The following is a 15,312-nucleotide window of genomic DNA, read 5'->3' as shown; positions in this document are numbered from 1 at the left end:
ACGATGAGCGATATCCGCATCCGGGTTTGGGATCTGCCGACCCGAATTTTTCACTGGGCCCTGGTGCTTGCTGTTGTAGCGGCCATCATTAGCGGCCAATTGGGCGGCAATCTGATCGAGGTGCATGGCAAGATCGGCTTGGGTATCGTTGGGCTTGTCGTCTTTCGTCTGGTCTGGGGCTTCGTCGGCTCGACCTATGCGCGCTTCGTGCAGTTCGTGCCGACACCGGCTCGCATCCGGGCCTACCTGAAAGGGGACTGGCGCGGCGAGGGGCATAATCCCTTGGGGGCGCTGTCGGTGCTTGGCCTGCTGGCCTTGCTGCTGTGCCAGTTGCTCACCGGCTTGGTGGCCAATGACGACATCGCTTTCCGTGGCCCCTTGTTCGATCTGGTGGGCGAGGCGCTGAGCAACCGGCTGACCGGACTGCACCATAAGGTCGGCGATCTGCTGATCGGCCTGATCGTGCTGCATGTGGCCGCCATCGTTTTCTACGTACGTTTCCGCAAGCAGAATCTGGTCAAGCCGATGCTGACTGGCTGGAAGGAGGATGGCGATGGAGTTTCCGCCAAAGGCGGCGGCATCGTTGCCGTAGTCGTCGCGGTGTTGCTGGCCGGCCTGGCGATTTACGCTGCAAGCGGTGCCTGGATGCCCCCACCGCCGCCACCACCTGCGGTCAGCACACCGAATTGGTGAGTGAGGTCAACGGAACGGAGAGCCCATGCGTTTGTCTTAGTGTATGGGTTTTTCTGCACGAGGTGTCATCATGTTGACCGGCGATCTGCTGGTGCTGATCGGAGGAAGCGCGGTGCTTCCCTATGTGGCGGAGGCCGTCTGGACGTGGGCCAGGAAAAAGCGCAAGCAGCGTTGAAGCCGGCCGCACATTAAGGCCTAAACCGGGCAACAAAAAAGCCGCCAACAGGCGGCTTTTTCTTTGTGCGGGAATTGTCCGCTCAGACGCACGCGCCGTCTTCGGTGACGCCTTCGTCCTGCTTCTTAACCTTCGGGATGAACTGTTCGCGCGATACGCCCAGCCACATGACCAGCGGGCTGGCGACCAGTACCGAGGAGTAGATGCCGAAGCAGATGCCGATGGTCAGGGCCATGGCGAAGTAGTGCAGGGTTTCGCCGCCGAAGATCAGCATGGACAGGACCATCAGCTGGGTACAGCCGTGGGTGATGATGGTCCGGCTGATCGTGCTGGTGATGGCGTGGTCGAGTACCTGCGGCGTGCTCAGGCCGCGCACCTTCTTGAAGGTTTCGCGGACGCGGTCGAAGACGACGACCGATTCGTTCACCGAATAGCCGAGCACGGCGAGCACCGCGGCCAGCACCGATAGCGAGAATTCCCACTGAAAGGCAGCGAAGAAGCCGAGGATGATGATCACGTCGTGCAGGTTGGCAATGATGGCGGAAACCGAGAAGCGCCATTCGAAGCGGAAGGCGAGGTAGATCACGATGCCGATGATGACCAGCAGCAGCGCCATCGCGCCGTTCTCGGCCAGTTCCTTACCGACCTGCGGGCCGACGAACTCGACGCGGCGCAGGCTAGCGCCCGGCGCTTCGGCTTCGAGGGCCTTCATCACCGTTTCGCCGAGCTGGTTGGTGTTCTGGTCACCCTTCAGCGGCAGGCGGATCATCACGTCCTGAGACGAACCGAAGTTCTGCACTGAGTAGTCCGAGAAACCAGATTTGCCCAGGGCGCCGCGAATCTTCTCGAGGTCGGCTGCCTGTTCGTAGTGGGTCTCGATCAGCGTGCCGCCGGTGAATTCCACCGACAGGTGCAGCCCCTTGGTGAGCAGGAAGAAGACCGCCAGGATGAAGGTGACGAGCGAAATGATGTTGAACTTCAGCGCATGGCGCATGAAGGGGATGTCTTTGTGGATACGGAAAAATTCCATGGCCGTTTTTCCTTATTTTTGCTCGTGCACCGCAGCAGTGCCCGGTTTCCAGACCTGGCCGATGGCCAGCGAGGTCAGTTTCTTGCGGCGGCCGTAGATCAGGTTGACCAGGGCGCGCGAAACGACGACCGATGAGAAGATGGAGGTCAGGATGCCGAGACAGTGCACCACCGCGAAACCGCGCACCGGGCCGGAGCCGAAGATGAGCAGGGCGAGGCCGGCGATCAGTGTGGTGATGTTGGAGTCGAGAATGGTGCCGAAGGCGCGCTCGTAACCTTCCGAAATGGCGGCTTGCGGCGAGACGCCATTGCGCAGTTCTTCACGCACCCGCTCGTTGATCAGCACGTTGGCGTCGATGGCCATGCCCAAGGTCAGCGCGATGGCCGCGATGCCGGGTAGGGTCAGCGTGGCCTGCAGCAGCGAAAGGATGGCGACCAGGAAGAGCAGGTTGGAGCCGAGTGCCAGCACCGAGACGAAACCGAACATCTGGTAATAGACGATCATGAACAGCGCGATCGCGGCAAAGCCCCACATCGTGGAGTGGAAGCCCTTCTTGATATTGTCGGCACCGAGCGACGGGCCGATGGTGCGTTCCTCGATGATGTCCATCGGCGCGGCCAGCGAGCCGGCACGTAGCAGCAGCGCGGTGTCGTTGGCTTCCATGGTGGTCATGCGGCCGGAAATCTGGACGCGACCGCCACCGATTTCGGTACGGATGACCGGGGCGGTAACGACTTCGCCCTTGCCCTTCTCGATGAGCAGGATGGCCATGCGCTTGCCGACGTTTTCGCGGGTGATGTCCTTGAAAATACGGGCCCCGGCGGAGTCCAAAGTCAGATGGACGGCCGGTTCCTGCGTCTGGCTGTCGAAGCCCGGCTGGGCGTCGGTCAGGCGGTCGCCGGTCAGCACGACCTGCTTCTTGACCAGCAGGGGCTGGCCGCCGCGTTCGTTATAGACTTCGGTGCCCATCGGTACGTTACCCGACATGGCAGATTCCAGCGCGCCCGGCGAGTCGTCGACCATGCGGATTTCCAGGGTCGCCGTGCGGCCCAGAATGTCCTTGGCCTTGGCGGTGTCCTGCACGCCCGGCAATTGGACGACGATACGGTCGGCGCCCTGCTGCTGGATCACCGGTTCGGCCACGCCGAGTTCGTTGATCCGGTTGTGCAGGGTGGTGATGTTCTGCTTCAGGGCGAATTCGCCGATCTTCTTTTGCGCTTCCGGCTTCAGCGTGGCGACCAGTTTGAAGTCGGCGCCATCGGTGGTTTCGTTCAGCGCGAGATCGGGCTGGTTGTCGGAAAGGGCGTTACGGGCTTTGTCGCGGGTTTCGGCATCGCGGAACTTGATGACCAGACGCTCGCCTTCGCGCGAGATGCCGGAATGGCGGATGTTCTTGTCGCGCATCAGCGTGCGCAGGTCGGCCGAGGTGGAATCGAGGCGCTTGGTCAGCGCGCCCTTCATGTCGACTTGCAGCAGGAAGTGCACGCCACCGCGCAGGTCGAGGCCGAGGTACATCGGCAGGGCATGCAGGCTGGTCAGCCATTGCGGCGAGGCGGAGAGCAGGTTCAGAGCAACGACGTATTGCGGGTCGTTGCTGTCCGGGTTGAAGGTTTTTTCCAGAATATCCTTGGCCTTCAACTGGGTATCGGTGTCCTTCAGGCGGGTCTTGACGCCGTTCAGGTCGAGCTGAATGCCATCATGGACGATGCTGGCGGCCTTCAGGGTTTCCTCGACGCGGGCCAGGGTCTTGTCGTCGACCTTGAGCGTGGCCTTGGCGCTGGAAACCTGCACGGCCGGCGATTCGCCAAAGAAATTGGGCAGGGTATAGACGAAGCCCAGCACCAGTGCGATGGCAACGGTGATGTACTTCCAGAGGGGGTAACGATTCATGGTGGCTCGAAAGCGAAAAAGGCGGCCTGGGCGGCCGCCTTTTGGGTGATTACAGCGATTTCAGCGTGCCCTTGGGCAGAACCAGGCCGATGGCCGGCTTTTGCACGACGACTTCGGTGCCGGCAGCAATTTCAACGGTGACGTAGGCGTCGTTGATCTTGACGACCTTGCCGACGATGCCGCCCTGGGTGACGACTTCGTCGCCCTTGGCCAGGGCTTCGAGCAGCGCCTTGTGTTCCTTGGCCTTCTTCATCTGCGGACGGATCATCAACAGCCACATGACGGCGAAGATGACGATCATCGGCAGGAACTGCATCAGGCCACCGGTCGGGTCGGCTGCACCGGCGGTTTGGGCGTGGGCGAGACTGATCATGCGTAATACTCCAGAGTGCTATAGATCGAAACGTCGGATTCTATCACCGGCCTTCGGCCGAACGGTCGTGCGCGAAGTTCTGCGCCCATTGCGCCAGCGTGCCGGCCTCGATGGCGGCCCGCATTTCGGCCATGATGGTCTGATAGAAATGCAGATTGTGGATGGTGTTGAGCATGCTGCCGAGGATTTCGCCGGCACGGAACAAATGGTGCAGGTAGGCGCGGCTGAAGTTTCGGCAGGTGTAGCAGGAGCAGGAAGGATCGAGCGGGCCGGTATCGGCCTTGTGCTTGGCGTTCTTGATCTTGATGTCACCGAAACGGGTGAACAGGTGGCCGTTGCGCGCATTGCGGGTCGGCATCACGCAGTCGAACATGTCGATGCCGGCGCGCACGGCGTGCACGAGGTCTTCCGGCGTGCCGACGCCCATCAAGTAGCGCGGCTTGTGCGTCGGCAGCTTGGGCGCGGTATGGGCGAGGATGCGCTCCATGTCCTCCTTCGGTTCGCCGACCGACAAGCCGCCAATGGCCATGCCGTCGAAGCCGATGTCGTCGAGGCCGGCCAGCGACTCGTCGCGCAGGTCTTCGTACATGCCGCCCTGCACGATGCCGAATAGGGCGTTGTTGTTCTCCAGCCGGTTGTGCTCGGCGCGCGAGCGCTGCGCCCAGCGCATCGACAGGCGCATCGACTTGGCCGCCTGGTCGTGCGTCGCCGGGTAGGGCGTGCATTCGTCGAAAATCATCACGATGTCCGAGTTCAGTACATGCTGGATCTGCATCGATATTTCCGGCGACAGGAAGAGTTTGGCCCCGTCGATCGGCGAACTGAACTTGACGCCTTCCTCGGTGATTTTGCGTAGCGCGCCGAGCGAAAAGACCTGGAAGCCACCCGAGTCGGTCAGGATGGGCTTCTGCCAGCCCATGAAGTTGTGCAGGCCTTGGTGCGCCGTGATGACATCCAGCCCAGGCCGCAGCCACAGGTGGAAGGTGTTACCCAGGCAGATTTGCGCGCCGATGTCGTTCAGTGCCTGCGGCGTCATCGCCTTGACCGTGCCGTAGGTGCCCACTGGCATGAAGACGGGGGTCTGGACAACGCCGTGGTTCAGCGTCAGCGTGCCGCGGCGGGCAGCGCCGTCGGTGGTGAGAAGTTCGAAATGCATTGTTGAGGCTTTTTGTAACAGCTATTTGCTTGGATGGAGCGAGATTGTATAGTTTGCGGCATCCAAACCGTTGTTTTTCGTGCCGATGCGCGTCGTGCTTCGTCTCCTGCTGGTGGTCATGCTGATGACTGTCTTCTCGCCGAAATTCGGCTGGGAGTCGGTCGGCATGGTCGTGAACCATGCCCAGGCGGCAGAAGCGATGGCACCTGATATGGCCGCCATGGAAGAGCATGGTGATTGCCACGAACACGTCGCAGTGAGCAGCGAAGCTGACCACGCCGATCACCATTGCTGCCCCGGTCACGTCCTCGGCCACCTGCTGGGCGGTGTCGGCGGCACCCTCCGCGTACCCCTGCTCGACCCGCATGGCCCCGTGCCCAGCGGCGATGCCAGCCGCTTCTCCTCCCGCGTGCCGGACGGCCTCGAACGTCCGCCCAGAGCCGCCGCCTGAGTTCGGCGGCTGCCTTCTTTTCCTGTTGATTTTCAGGCGGTCCTGAGGACCGCAGCGGCATGCCGCCGGTTGTCCATTCATTGCAACCGGAGGATTTTTCATGCGAAGCATTCATGGCATCGCATCCCTAGTCATCATTGGCCTGCTCGGCACTTTGTCGGGCACGACGGCGGCGTCGCCCTTGGCCGATGCGTTTACCCAGGCCTGGCAGCGCCAGCCGGCGGTGGCCGGTCTGGTCGAGCGCGAGCGTGCTGCAGCATCGCGCATCGCCGCAGCCGATGCCTGGACCGCGCAGCCACCCAGTGTCGAACTGGGCTGGCGGGGTGACCGTTTCAATCGCAACCAGGGGGCCGGCGAGCAGGATTATGGTCTCGTACTGCCGCTCTGGCTGCCCGGCGAGCGGCGCGGCAGCCAGGCCTTGGCGGCGGCCGAGCAGGAGGCGCTGGCCGGGCAGACGGCTGCGCTTCGCCTGCAGGTGGCGCAGGCCGTGCGCGACGCCTGGTGGGCCTGGCAGCTGGCTCGCAACGAACGCGAGCTGATGGTGGCCCGACTCGATGCTGCTCGCCGCTTGCGTGACGATGTGGCGCGCCGTTTCGCCGCTGGCGATTTGTCGCGGGCCGATCTGAATCAGGCAGAAGGAGCGCTGGCCCAGGGGCAGTTCGCCGAGGCAGAAGCGCAGGCGGCGGAGGCCATGGCCCGGCTGCGGCTCGAGACGCTGACCGGGCAGCCGGCCGCAGCCGGCAATGTCGAAGCCGAGCAGCTACCGCAGGAGGCACCGGGGATGCATCCGGTGCTGCGCGAACTGTCGGGCCGGGGCGAGGTGGCTCGGCGCAATGTCGATCTGGCGCGCGCCCAGGGCCGGGCCAATCCCGAACTGGCCATCGCCACGCGGCGCGAACGGGCAACGGGTGACGAGGCGATGGCGCAGACCTGGGCGGTCGGCGTGCGCATCCCGCTTTCCGCCGGCCCCCGCCAGGATGCCCGCATCGCCATGGCCAATGCCGAGGCCGTCGAGGCCGGTTTGGCCTACGAGCGCGAACGGGAGCGGCTGGATGGGGAGGCGGCGGCCTGGGCGCTGCAGGTGCAGGCCGGGCGGTCGCAACTGGCGGCTGCCGAGCAGCGGGCACGGGTAGCCGGGGATAACCGGCGTTTCTACGACAAATCCTTCCGCCTCGGCGAGACCGATCTGCCGACCCGCCTGCGCATCGAGGCGGAGGCGCAGGAGGCCGAGCGGGCGCTCGGGCGGGCACGTATTGCGCTGGCGCGGATGATTTCCCAATGGCGGCAAAGCCTGGGTTTGTTACCGGAGTGATGATGAAGAATTTCAATTTTGGGCTTTTTTTCCGGTTGACCGTCGGACCAGCAGTTGTTTCCATGGTCGTCGGATTTCTGCTCGCTGCCGCAGGGCCAGCATGGGCGGCCGAGGGGCCGGCGCCGCAACCGGTCGCCGTGGCCGAGAGCGAGCTGTTCGAGGTCGTGGCGCGTCTGGGTGAGGACGGGCTGGTTCTCCATGTCGATCGTCCGGATAGCAATGCACCGGTGCTCGCTGCCGAGCTTGAGCTGGAGCATGGCGGCAAGGCGGTCAAGGCCGTTTTCCGGCCGGCGCAGGGGGATTACCTCGTCGCCGACCGCGCCTGGTTGCAAGCCTTCGGCCAGCCCGGAAGCTACCCGCTGGCGATGACCGTGATCGCCGGCGAAGACAGCGATTTGCTGAGCGCTGACCTGCGGGTCGTGGATACTGCCGAGGGCCCCGGGGCGGCAGCGATGGATCGGCGCTGGGGCCTTGCCCTGGCGCTGCTGGCGGCCATCGCGGCGGGATTCTGGTGGCGACGTCGCAAAGGAGCGCAGGCATGAAAGCGATCTGGATCCTGTTGAGTGGGATGCTCGCGGCCCAAGCGCTGCCGGCGCATGAAGGTCACGACCACGGCGACGAGGCGAAGGCGGCCGTGGTGAATGGCAACGCGCCGCAGCGCCTGCCGGATGGCACGCTCTTTGTCCCCAAATCGGCGCAGCGTGGCATGGGCGTGCTGACGCTGAAAGTGCAGGCGGAGACGCTGCCAAAAACCCTGGAACTGCCCGGCCGGGTGATCATGGACCCGCACCTCGGTGGGCGTGTGCAGGCGATGATTCCCGGGCGCATTGAGCCGGCGGGGGCGCATGGCTTGCCGGCAGCGGGCAGTCGGGTGAAGAAGGGCGACATCCTGGCCTGGGTGGTGCCGGCCTCCGGCGCCATAGAGCGTTCCAACCAGGCGGCGCTGCTCGCCGAGCTGAAGGCCGGCCTGGGCCTGGCCGAGCGGCGCCTGGCCCGCCTGCAGGAGCTGGCGGACACGGTGCCGAAAAAGGACATCGACGCTGCCGAGAGCGAAGTGGCCAGCCTGAAGGGGCGCATGGCGGCGGTCGGCGGTGGCCTGTCCGGGCGCGAGGCGCTGGTGGCGCCGGTAGGCGGCGTGCTGGCGGCGAGCAACGCGGTGGTCGGCCAGGTGGTCGAGCCGAAGGAGCTGATTTTCGAGGTCATCGATCCGGACAGTCTGCACATCGAGGCGACCGCCTTCGACAGCGTGCCGCTCGGCGACGTGGCAGCGGCGACGGTGGCGGTGAGTGGCCGTTCGGTGCCGCTGGCCTTCGTCGGCGCGCCGCGCCGTCTGCGCGAACAGGCCTTGCCGCTGATCTTCGAGAATCACGCGGCTGGCGCCGGGCTGGCCCTGCCGCTCGGGCAACCGGTCAAGGTCCAGGTGCAGTTGAAGACAACGGTGGCCGGCATGCCGCTGCCGGCGACGGCATTGGCGCGCAATACGGCCAACCAGGTCATCGTCTGGGTGAAGACGGCGCCCGAGCGCTTTGCCGCCCGCGCGATCCGCAGCGAGCCGCTGGACGGCGTACGGGTGCTGGTCACCGGCGGGCTGGAACCGGGCGACCGCGTGGTCGTCCAGGGTGCCAGCCTGATAGCACAGATTCGTTAGGAGCCAACGATGTTTCAGTGGCTTGTCGAAAAAAGCCTGGGCAGCCGGCTCTTCGTGTTGGTCGTGGCGGTGGCGTTGATGATCTGGGGCGCGGTGCAGGCGACGCGTCTGCCGGTGGACGTATTTCCCGATCTCAACAAGCCGACGGTGACGGTGATGACCGAGGCCGGCGGCATGGCGCCCGAGGAGGTCGAGCAGTTGATCAGCTTCCCGCTCGAGACGGCGATGAGCGGCTTGCCGGGCATCGCCACCGTGCGTTCGATTTCCAGCGCAGGCCTGTCCTTCGTTTACCTTACCTTCGACTGGAGCGTTGATGTCTATCGCGCCCGGCAGATGGTCACCGAGCGGCTGGCGGCGATGGAGTCCGCGTTGCCGCCGGGCAGCATCCCGCGCATGGGGCCGGTGTCGTCGATCATGGGCGAGATCATGCTGGTCGCCATTCCCATCCACGGGGCGGGCGCCGACCCCAAGGCGGCGCGCGAATACGCCGATTGGGTGCTGCGACCGCGCCTGATGGCGATTGCCGGCGTCTCTCAGGTCATCCCGATCGGCGGCGAGGTCCGACAATTCCAGGTGCAGCCGGACACGCGGCGCATGATGGAACTGGGCATCGGTCTCGATCAGATCGAGGCGGCGGTGCGCGGCTTTGCCGCCAACACCTCGGGCGGCTTCCTCGAACTCAACGGGCGCGAATACCTGATCCGCCACCTTGGGCGCAGCGCGCGGCTGGACGACCTGAAAAACCTGGCGATCACCGCACGCAACGGTCAGCCGATCCTGTTGCGTCAGGTTGCCGATGTCGGTTTCGCCGCCGCGATCAAGCGCGGTGACGGCGGCTTCGACGACGGCCGCGAGGGCGGCCCGGCGGTGATCCTCAGCATCCAGAAGCAGCCGACGGCCGATACGGTCGATCTCACCCGGCGCATCGAGGCGGCGCTCGCCGACCTGAAGGGCAGCGTACCGGCCGGCCTGAGCGCGCCGCAGGTGATCTTCCGCCAGGCCGATTTCATCGAGGCCTCGCTCGGCAACTTGCAGCTCAAGCTGCTGATGGCCGCCTGCTTCGTCGCCGGCGTGCTGTTCTTCTTCCTCGGCAACCTGCGCACCATGCTGATCTCGCTGACGGCGATCCCGCTCTCCATCCTGATGGCGATCCTGGTCTTCAAGTGGTTCGGGCTGTCGATCAACACCATGACGCTGGGGGGGCTGGCCATCGCCATCGGCGAACTGGTGGACGACGCGGTCGTCGATGTCGAGAACATCCTGCGTCGCCTGCGGGAAAAGGCAGCCAGCGGCCATCCCTACTCGGTGCGCGAGACAGTGATCGCCGCCTCGCTCGAGGTGCGTACCGCCATCGTCTATGCGACGCTGATCATTGCGCTGGTCTTCGTGCCGCTCTTCGCCCTGCCTGGTATCGAGGGGCGGTTGTTCGTGCCGCTCGGCATTGCCTACATCGTCGCCATCCTCGCCTCGCTGGCGGTATCGGTGCTGGTGACGCCGGTGCTGTCGAGCTACCTGCTGCCGGCGCTGGTACGTCACGACCACGGCGAAACACGCCTCGTTGTCTGGCTCAAGGCGCATTACCGGCTGGCCCTGGAACGCGTGCTGGCGGCGCCCCGTCTGCCCGTCGCGGCGGCCGGCATTGCCGTTGTGCTGGCGACGCTGGCCGTACCTTTCTTCCCGACCACCTTTCTGCCGCCGTTCAACGAAGGCTCGATCACCCTCGGTCTGCGCCTCAACCCGGGTGCCACGCTATCCGAGTCGATCCGCGTCGCGACGGCGGCGGAACAGGCGCTGCGCGGCCTGCCCGAGATCGAACACATGGGCCGGCGCACCGGCCGGGCCGAACTCGACGAGCATGCCGAAGGCGTGCATGTCACCGAGTTCGAGATCAAGCTCAAGCCGGAAGGGCGGGCCAAGGAGGTCGTCTATGCCGACATCCGCCAGCGCTTGAGGGACCTGCCGGCCAGCCTCAGTCTCGGCCAGCCGATAGCGCACCGCATCGACCACATGCTGTCCGGCGTGCGGGCGCAGATCGCCATCAAGATCTTCGGTGAGGACCTCGACACGTTGCGCGCCCAGGCCGGCCTGCTGCGCGAACGGCTGGCGCGGATTCCCGGTCTCGCGGATCTCGAGATTGAGAAGCAGGTGCTGGCGCCGCAGATCAAGGTGCGCGTCGATTTCGATGCGGCGGCGCGCTACGGGCTGTCGACGGCGCAACTGACGCGCACGCTGCAGACCCTGGTCGATGGCGAGAAGGTGACGCAGATTGTCGAGGGCAACCGCCGCTTCGACCTTGTCGTCCGCCTGCCGGAGCAGGCCCGCTCGCTCGAGGGACTGGCCAGCCTGCTGGTCGAGACGCCGGCCGGGCGCGTGCCACTCGCCAAATTGGCGAGCATCGAGGATGCCGACGGGCCGAACCAGATCACCCGCGACGATGGCCGCCGGCGCATCGTCATCTCGGCCAATGCCCAGGGCAGGGCCTTGTCCGAGGTGGTGGCCGACCTGCGTGCGGCAGTGGCCGAGTTCCCGTTGCCCGAGGGCTACTTCATCACCCTGGGTGGTCAGTTCCAGGCGCAGGAGGAGGCGGCCCGGCTGATCGCGGTGCTCGCGCTGGGCTCGACGGCGCTGATCTTCATGGTGCTTTACAGCCGCTACCGTTCTGCGCTGCTGGCCGCGTTGATCATGGCCAACGTGCCGCTGGCGCTGGTCGGCAGCGTCATCGGCCTGTGGCTGTCCGGCCAGCCGCTGTCGGTCGCGGCACTGATCGGCTTTATCACGCTGGCCGGCATCGCCACGCGTAACGGCATCCTCAAGATCAGCCACTACCTGAACCTGATGCGCTTCGAGGGCGAGGCTTTCGGCGTACCGATGATCCTGCGCGGCTCGCTGGAGCGCCTGACGCCGGTGCTGATGACCGCGCTGGTCGCGGCCTTCGCGCTGGCGCCACTGCTCTTCGAGGCCGAACAGCCGGGCACCGAGATCCTGCATCCGGTGGCCGTGGTGATTTTTTCCGGGCTGGTCAGTTCGACCCTGCTCGATACCTTCGTAACCCCCGCCCTGTTCTGGTTGTTCGGCCGCAAGCCGGCTGAACGCCTGGTCCAGCAGGCTTCCCGTGAAGCCTTTTAACCACAAGGAGATTTTCAAAATGAGCCAAAAATTCCGGTTGACCGTCGCCGCCGGCCTGATGGCGCTCAATGTCGCCTCGATGCCCGCCCACGCCCATGCCGAGCATGGCAAGCCGCAGTTCGGCGGTGTCGTCGCCGAGGCGGGCGAAGCGCAGTTCGAGATTGTCGGCCAGGGCAACAAGGTCGTCGTGCATGCCACCAGCCACGGCGCGCCGTTCGACACGGCCGGCGCCAAGGGCAAGCTGACCGTGCTGGCAGGTAGTGCCAAGAGCGAGGTGGTGCTGATGCCGGTGGCGCCGAACCGCCTGGAAGGCACCGGTAGCCTGCCCGGCGGCGCCAAGCTGCTGATCTTCGTCGAATGGCCGGGCCGCAAGCCGTTGCAGGCACGCGCCGTGGCGCCTTGATGCTGTTTTTGTGAAAGGAAAGATGATGAAGTCACCGCTGCCGGCACGCCGTCGCCTGTTGCTCTCCCTGTTTGCCATTGCCGCCGTTCCCGCCTGGGCGGCCCCGGCCAAACCACGCGTCGATGTCTGGAAGAGTCCGTACTGCGGCTGTTGCAAGGACTGGATCGCCCATCTCGAAAGCGAGGGCTTCGCCGTGCAGGCCCATGAGGTCGGCGACCTCGACGGCGCCCGGCGCAAGCTGGGAATGCCCGAACGCTATGCCTCCTGCCACACCGCCCGCGTCGGGGATTACCTGCTCGAAGGCCATGTCCCGGCGGCCGACATCCGCCGCCTGCTGGCCGAGAAACCGCAAGCCATCGGTCTGGCCGTACCGGGCATGCCGGTCGGGTCGCCGGGGATGGACGGGCCGGCCTATGGCGGCCGGCGCGATCCCTACGAGGTGCTGCTGGTGCGCCGCGACGGCAAGGCCGCGGTCTTTGCCAGCTATCGTTAGTCGGCCTCGCTGGCGCGTTCGAGGAGCATCGCGTCGCCGTAGCTGAAGAAGCGGTAGCGCTCGGCCACGGCATGGGCGTAGGCAGCGCGAATGGTGTCGTAGCCGGCGAAGGCCGAGACCAGCATCATCAGGGTCGACTTGGGCAGGTGGAAGTTGGTGATCAGCCGGTCGACCACCTGGAAACAGTAGCCGGGGGTGATGAAGATATCGGTCTCGGCACCGCCCACGCGTACCGTGCCGTCTGGATTGCCGGCCGATTCGAGGGCGCGCAGGCTGGTCGTGCCGACGGCGATGACCCGTCCGCCGGCCGCACGGGTGGCGGTCACGGCCTCGGCGGTGGCGACGGGAATCTCGAAGCGCTCGCTGTGCATCTTGTGGTCGGCGATCTTGTCCACGCGTACCGGCTGGTAGGTGCCGGCACCGACGTGCAGGGTCAGGAAGGCCGTGTTGATCCCTTGCGCGCGCAAGGTGTCGAGCATGCCTTCGTCGAAGTGCAGGCCGGCGGTCGGTGCGGCGACCGCGCCGGGTTCGCGGGCATAGACGGTCTGGTAGCGTGTTTCGTCGGCGCCTTCGGCCGGATGTTCGATGTAGGGCGGCAGCGGCAGCTTGCCGTATTGCTCGGCCAGATCCCACAGATTGTCACTGCTACGGTGCACGAGCTTCAGAGCGAAAAATTCACCACTCGCTCCAGCGCGGCCGGTGACCATTACCTCGAAGGCATCGGCCAACTTCAGCGTCGTGCCCGGCTTGGGCGACTTGCTGGCGCGAATCTGTGCCACGGCATGCGTCGCATCGACGATGCGCTCCAGCATGACCTCGACCTGGCCGCCCGTGGCCTTGACGCCAAAAAAGCGTGCCTTGATGACGCGCGTATCGTTGAAGACGAGCAGGTCGCCGGCCTTGAGCAAGCCAGGCAGGTCGGCGAAGCGGCGATCGGTCAGGGTCGCTCCGGCAACGTGCAGGAGGCGGCTACCCGTGCGTTCCGGAGCCGGATGCTGGGCGATCAGTTCGGGGGGGAGAGGGAAGTCGAAGTCGTCGACGGTCAGCGACGTCATGTTGCGCAACACCAATGCAAAAACGGCTCTCCGGTTAGGAGAGCCGCTTGAATTTTGGTGCCCCGGGCCAGACTCGAACTGGCACGCCTTTCGGCGGCGGATTTTGAATCCGCTGCGTCTACCGATTCCGCCACCGGGGCAGGTAGAGGCGGGATTATGCTCGAATCCCGCCAAACAGACAAGCTAGTTGCCGCAAGGGAAGGCTTTTCCCAGCGCACCGGCGACCAGGGTGGCCGTGCTCGCCGTACTGTTCGGCGGAACGCGCTCGACGTGGATGGCCACGGCGCGAACCAGGCGGCGGGTCAGGTCCGGGTCTTTCGGCAGGCAGAAGGCGTTGAGGCCGACACCGACCTTGCCGGCCAGATAGTCGCTGACCGAATAACCGTCGGCGAAGCCCGCGACATAAGAGATGCAGCGGGCACTCTTGATCGATTGGTAAGGATCGCCGGATTTCTTCTCGGCGAAATATTCCTCGGCGGCCTGGCAGTCTTCCTTCAATTCGCTGCCGGTGTAGGCATGGGCGTACGCGGAGGCGAGCAGGGCGAAGAACAGGATCAGTTTTTTCATGCTTTCTCGAACCAGCTAAGTTGTTCGTGCAGTTTGACGACGCTGCCGACAATGATCAAGGCTGGCGGTTTGATGCCGCTGTCGGCCACGCGTTGTGGCAAGTTGCCAAGGGTGCCGAGAACCGTTTGCTGGTCGGCTTGCGTACCGTTGCGTACGACGGCGGCCGGTGTCAGCGAGGGCAGACCATGATTGATCATCTGGCGGCAGATTTCCTGGACGCCGCCGATGCCCATGTAGAAAACAACCGTCTGTTTCGGGCGGGCCAAGGCGGGCCAGTCGAGATTGACCGTGCCGTCCTTAAGATGGCCTGTGACGAAGGTGACGGCTTGTGAGTGATCGCGATGGGTCAGCGGAAAGCCAGAGTACGCCGCGCAGCCGGCCGCGGCGGTGACGCCGGGAACGACTTCGAACGGGATGCCGGAGGCGACCAGGGTTTCAAGTTCTTCGCCGCCGCGCCCGAAGATGAAGGGGTCGCCACCCTTCAGGCGGACCACCGACAAACCCTCGTTGGCCAGCTTGACCAGCAGCAGGTTGATCGAGCCCTGCGGCATGGTGTGCTTGGATGATTCCTTGCCGGCGTAGATGCGGCGGCAATCGGGGCGCGCCAAATCCATGATGCCGTCGCCAACCAGATGGTCATAGACGATGGCGTCGGCCTGGCTGATTAAACGGGCCGCCTTGACGGTGAGGAGTTCGGGGTCGCCGGGGCCGGCGCCCACCAGCCAGACCTTGCCCGGCTGCAGTGCTTTTTCGCTATTCATGCTTTCTCTCTGCCTTTGGGCGGCCATCCTAATGCTGGAGTTGCCGCCTGCCAATAGTTATCGCGTGCTGAGGTAATAAATTAGTTATTTAGTACTAGTCGATTAGTTCGTTTTGTATATAACCATCTGAATATTATGGTTTTTTGATGGATAAAAGATTGATGGGTATCAAGGATGGG

At 64.8% G+C, this 15,312-nt stretch carries 15 protein-coding genes and 1 tRNA gene; 8 read left to right on the top strand and 8 right to left on the bottom strand.

What is annotated here, in order from left to right:
• Positions 1-3: 3 nt before the first annotated feature.
• Complete coding sequence (locus WIF35_RS07885; protein ID WP_412481015.1) at positions 4-693, top strand: cytochrome b/b6 domain-containing protein; 690 nt, start codon at positions 4-6, stop codon at positions 691-693.
• A 257-nt stretch (positions 694-950) separates the two neighbouring features.
• Here WIF35_RS07885 and secF read toward each other — a convergent pair whose 3' ends face one another.
• From secF to tgt, 4 genes are read right to left on the bottom strand one after another with little or no spacing between them, the layout of a single operon-like run.
• Positions 951-1,898 (bottom strand): protein translocase subunit SecF, encoded by a 948-nt coding sequence (gene secF / locus WIF35_RS07880; RefSeq protein WP_412481014.1) that lies wholly within the window; start codon positions 1,896-1,898, stop codon positions 951-953.
• Positions 1,899-1,910: 12 nt separating this feature from the next.
• Positions 1,911-3,788, bottom strand: coding sequence for a protein translocase subunit SecD (gene secD, locus WIF35_RS07875; RefSeq protein WP_412481013.1), 1,878 nt, complete (start codon positions 3,786-3,788; stop codon positions 1,911-1,913).
• A gap of 49 nt (positions 3,789-3,837) precedes the next feature.
• The gene (yajC, locus tag WIF35_RS07870) at positions 3,838-4,161 is read right to left on the bottom strand and encodes a preprotein translocase subunit YajC (protein ID WP_412481012.1); all 324 of its coding nucleotides are present in this window, start codon (positions 4,159-4,161) and stop codon (positions 3,838-3,840) included.
• 43 nt (positions 4,162-4,204) lie between these two features.
• Positions 4,205-5,317 (bottom strand): tRNA guanosine(34) transglycosylase Tgt, encoded by a 1,113-nt coding sequence (tgt, locus tag WIF35_RS07865; RefSeq protein ID WP_412481011.1) that lies wholly within the window; start codon positions 5,315-5,317, stop codon positions 4,205-4,207.
• Positions 5,318-5,411: 94 nt separating this feature from the next.
• Between tgt and WIF35_RS07860 the strand changes: the two genes are divergently transcribed.
• From WIF35_RS07860 to WIF35_RS07830, 7 genes are all read left to right on the top strand, one after another.
• Positions 5,412-5,768: a hypothetical protein gene (locus WIF35_RS07860; protein WP_412481010.1), complete on the top strand. Its 357-nt coding sequence runs from the start codon at positions 5,412-5,414 to the stop codon at positions 5,766-5,768.
• Positions 5,769-5,868: 100 nt separating this feature from the next.
• A complete protein-coding gene (locus WIF35_RS07855) occupies positions 5,869-7,080 on the top strand; it encodes a TolC family protein (RefSeq protein ID WP_412481009.1) in 1,212 nt (403 codons plus the stop codon).
• A 62-nt stretch (positions 7,081-7,142) separates the two neighbouring features.
• On the top strand, positions 7,143-7,622 hold the full coding sequence (locus tag WIF35_RS07850) for a hypothetical protein (protein ID WP_412481008.1): 480 nt from the start codon (positions 7,143-7,145) through the stop codon (positions 7,620-7,622).
• A complete protein-coding gene (locus WIF35_RS07845; protein ID WP_412481007.1) occupies positions 7,619-8,728 on the top strand; it encodes an efflux RND transporter periplasmic adaptor subunit in 1,110 nt (369 codons plus the stop codon). The genes WIF35_RS07850 and WIF35_RS07845 overlap by 4 nt, the downstream gene beginning before the upstream one ends.
• A gap of 9 nt (positions 8,729-8,737) precedes the next feature.
• Positions 8,738-11,854: an efflux RND transporter permease subunit gene (locus WIF35_RS07840; RefSeq protein WP_412481006.1), complete on the top strand. Its 3,117-nt coding sequence runs from the start codon at positions 8,738-8,740 to the stop codon at positions 11,852-11,854.
• Positions 11,855-11,873: 19 nt separating this feature from the next.
• Entirely contained in the window at positions 11,874-12,257 is a 384-nt protein-coding gene (locus tag WIF35_RS07835) for a hypothetical protein (protein WP_412481005.1), read from the top strand.
• A 25-nt stretch (positions 12,258-12,282) separates the two neighbouring features.
• Positions 12,283-12,750, top strand: a complete 468-nt coding sequence (locus tag WIF35_RS07830) for a DUF411 domain-containing protein (protein WP_412481004.1) — start codon at positions 12,283-12,285, stop codon at positions 12,748-12,750.
• On the opposite strand, the gene queA is transcribed toward WIF35_RS07830, so the two are convergent.
• From queA to cobA, 4 genes are all read right to left on the bottom strand, one after another.
• Entirely contained in the window at positions 12,747-13,805 is a 1,059-nt protein-coding gene (queA, locus tag WIF35_RS07825; protein WP_412481003.1) for a tRNA preQ1(34) S-adenosylmethionine ribosyltransferase-isomerase QueA, read from the bottom strand. The two genes, WIF35_RS07830 and queA, sit on opposite strands and share 4 nt — an antisense overlap.
• A gap of 55 nt (positions 13,806-13,860) precedes the next feature.
• Positions 13,861-13,945, bottom strand: a tRNA-Leu gene (locus tag WIF35_RS07820).
• A gap of 43 nt (positions 13,946-13,988) precedes the next feature.
• Positions 13,989-14,372, bottom strand: a complete 384-nt coding sequence (locus WIF35_RS07815; protein WP_412481002.1) for a Rap1a/Tai family immunity protein — start codon at positions 14,370-14,372, stop codon at positions 13,989-13,991.
• Positions 14,369-15,133: a uroporphyrinogen-III C-methyltransferase gene (gene cobA, locus WIF35_RS07810; RefSeq protein ID WP_412481001.1), complete on the bottom strand. Its 765-nt coding sequence runs from the start codon at positions 15,131-15,133 to the stop codon at positions 14,369-14,371. Before cobA ends, WIF35_RS07815 begins: the two co-directional genes overlap by 4 nt.
• Positions 15,134-15,312: the final 179 nt, after the last annotated feature.

This window comes from Azonexus sp. IMCC34839 (assembly GCF_047047955.1).
In the GTDB taxonomy this organism is placed as follows: domain Bacteria; phylum Pseudomonadota; class Gammaproteobacteria; order Burkholderiales; family Rhodocyclaceae; genus Azonexus.
The sequence above is the reverse complement of the archived record's forward strand: the minus strand, read 5'-3'. Positions and strand labels throughout refer to the sequence as shown.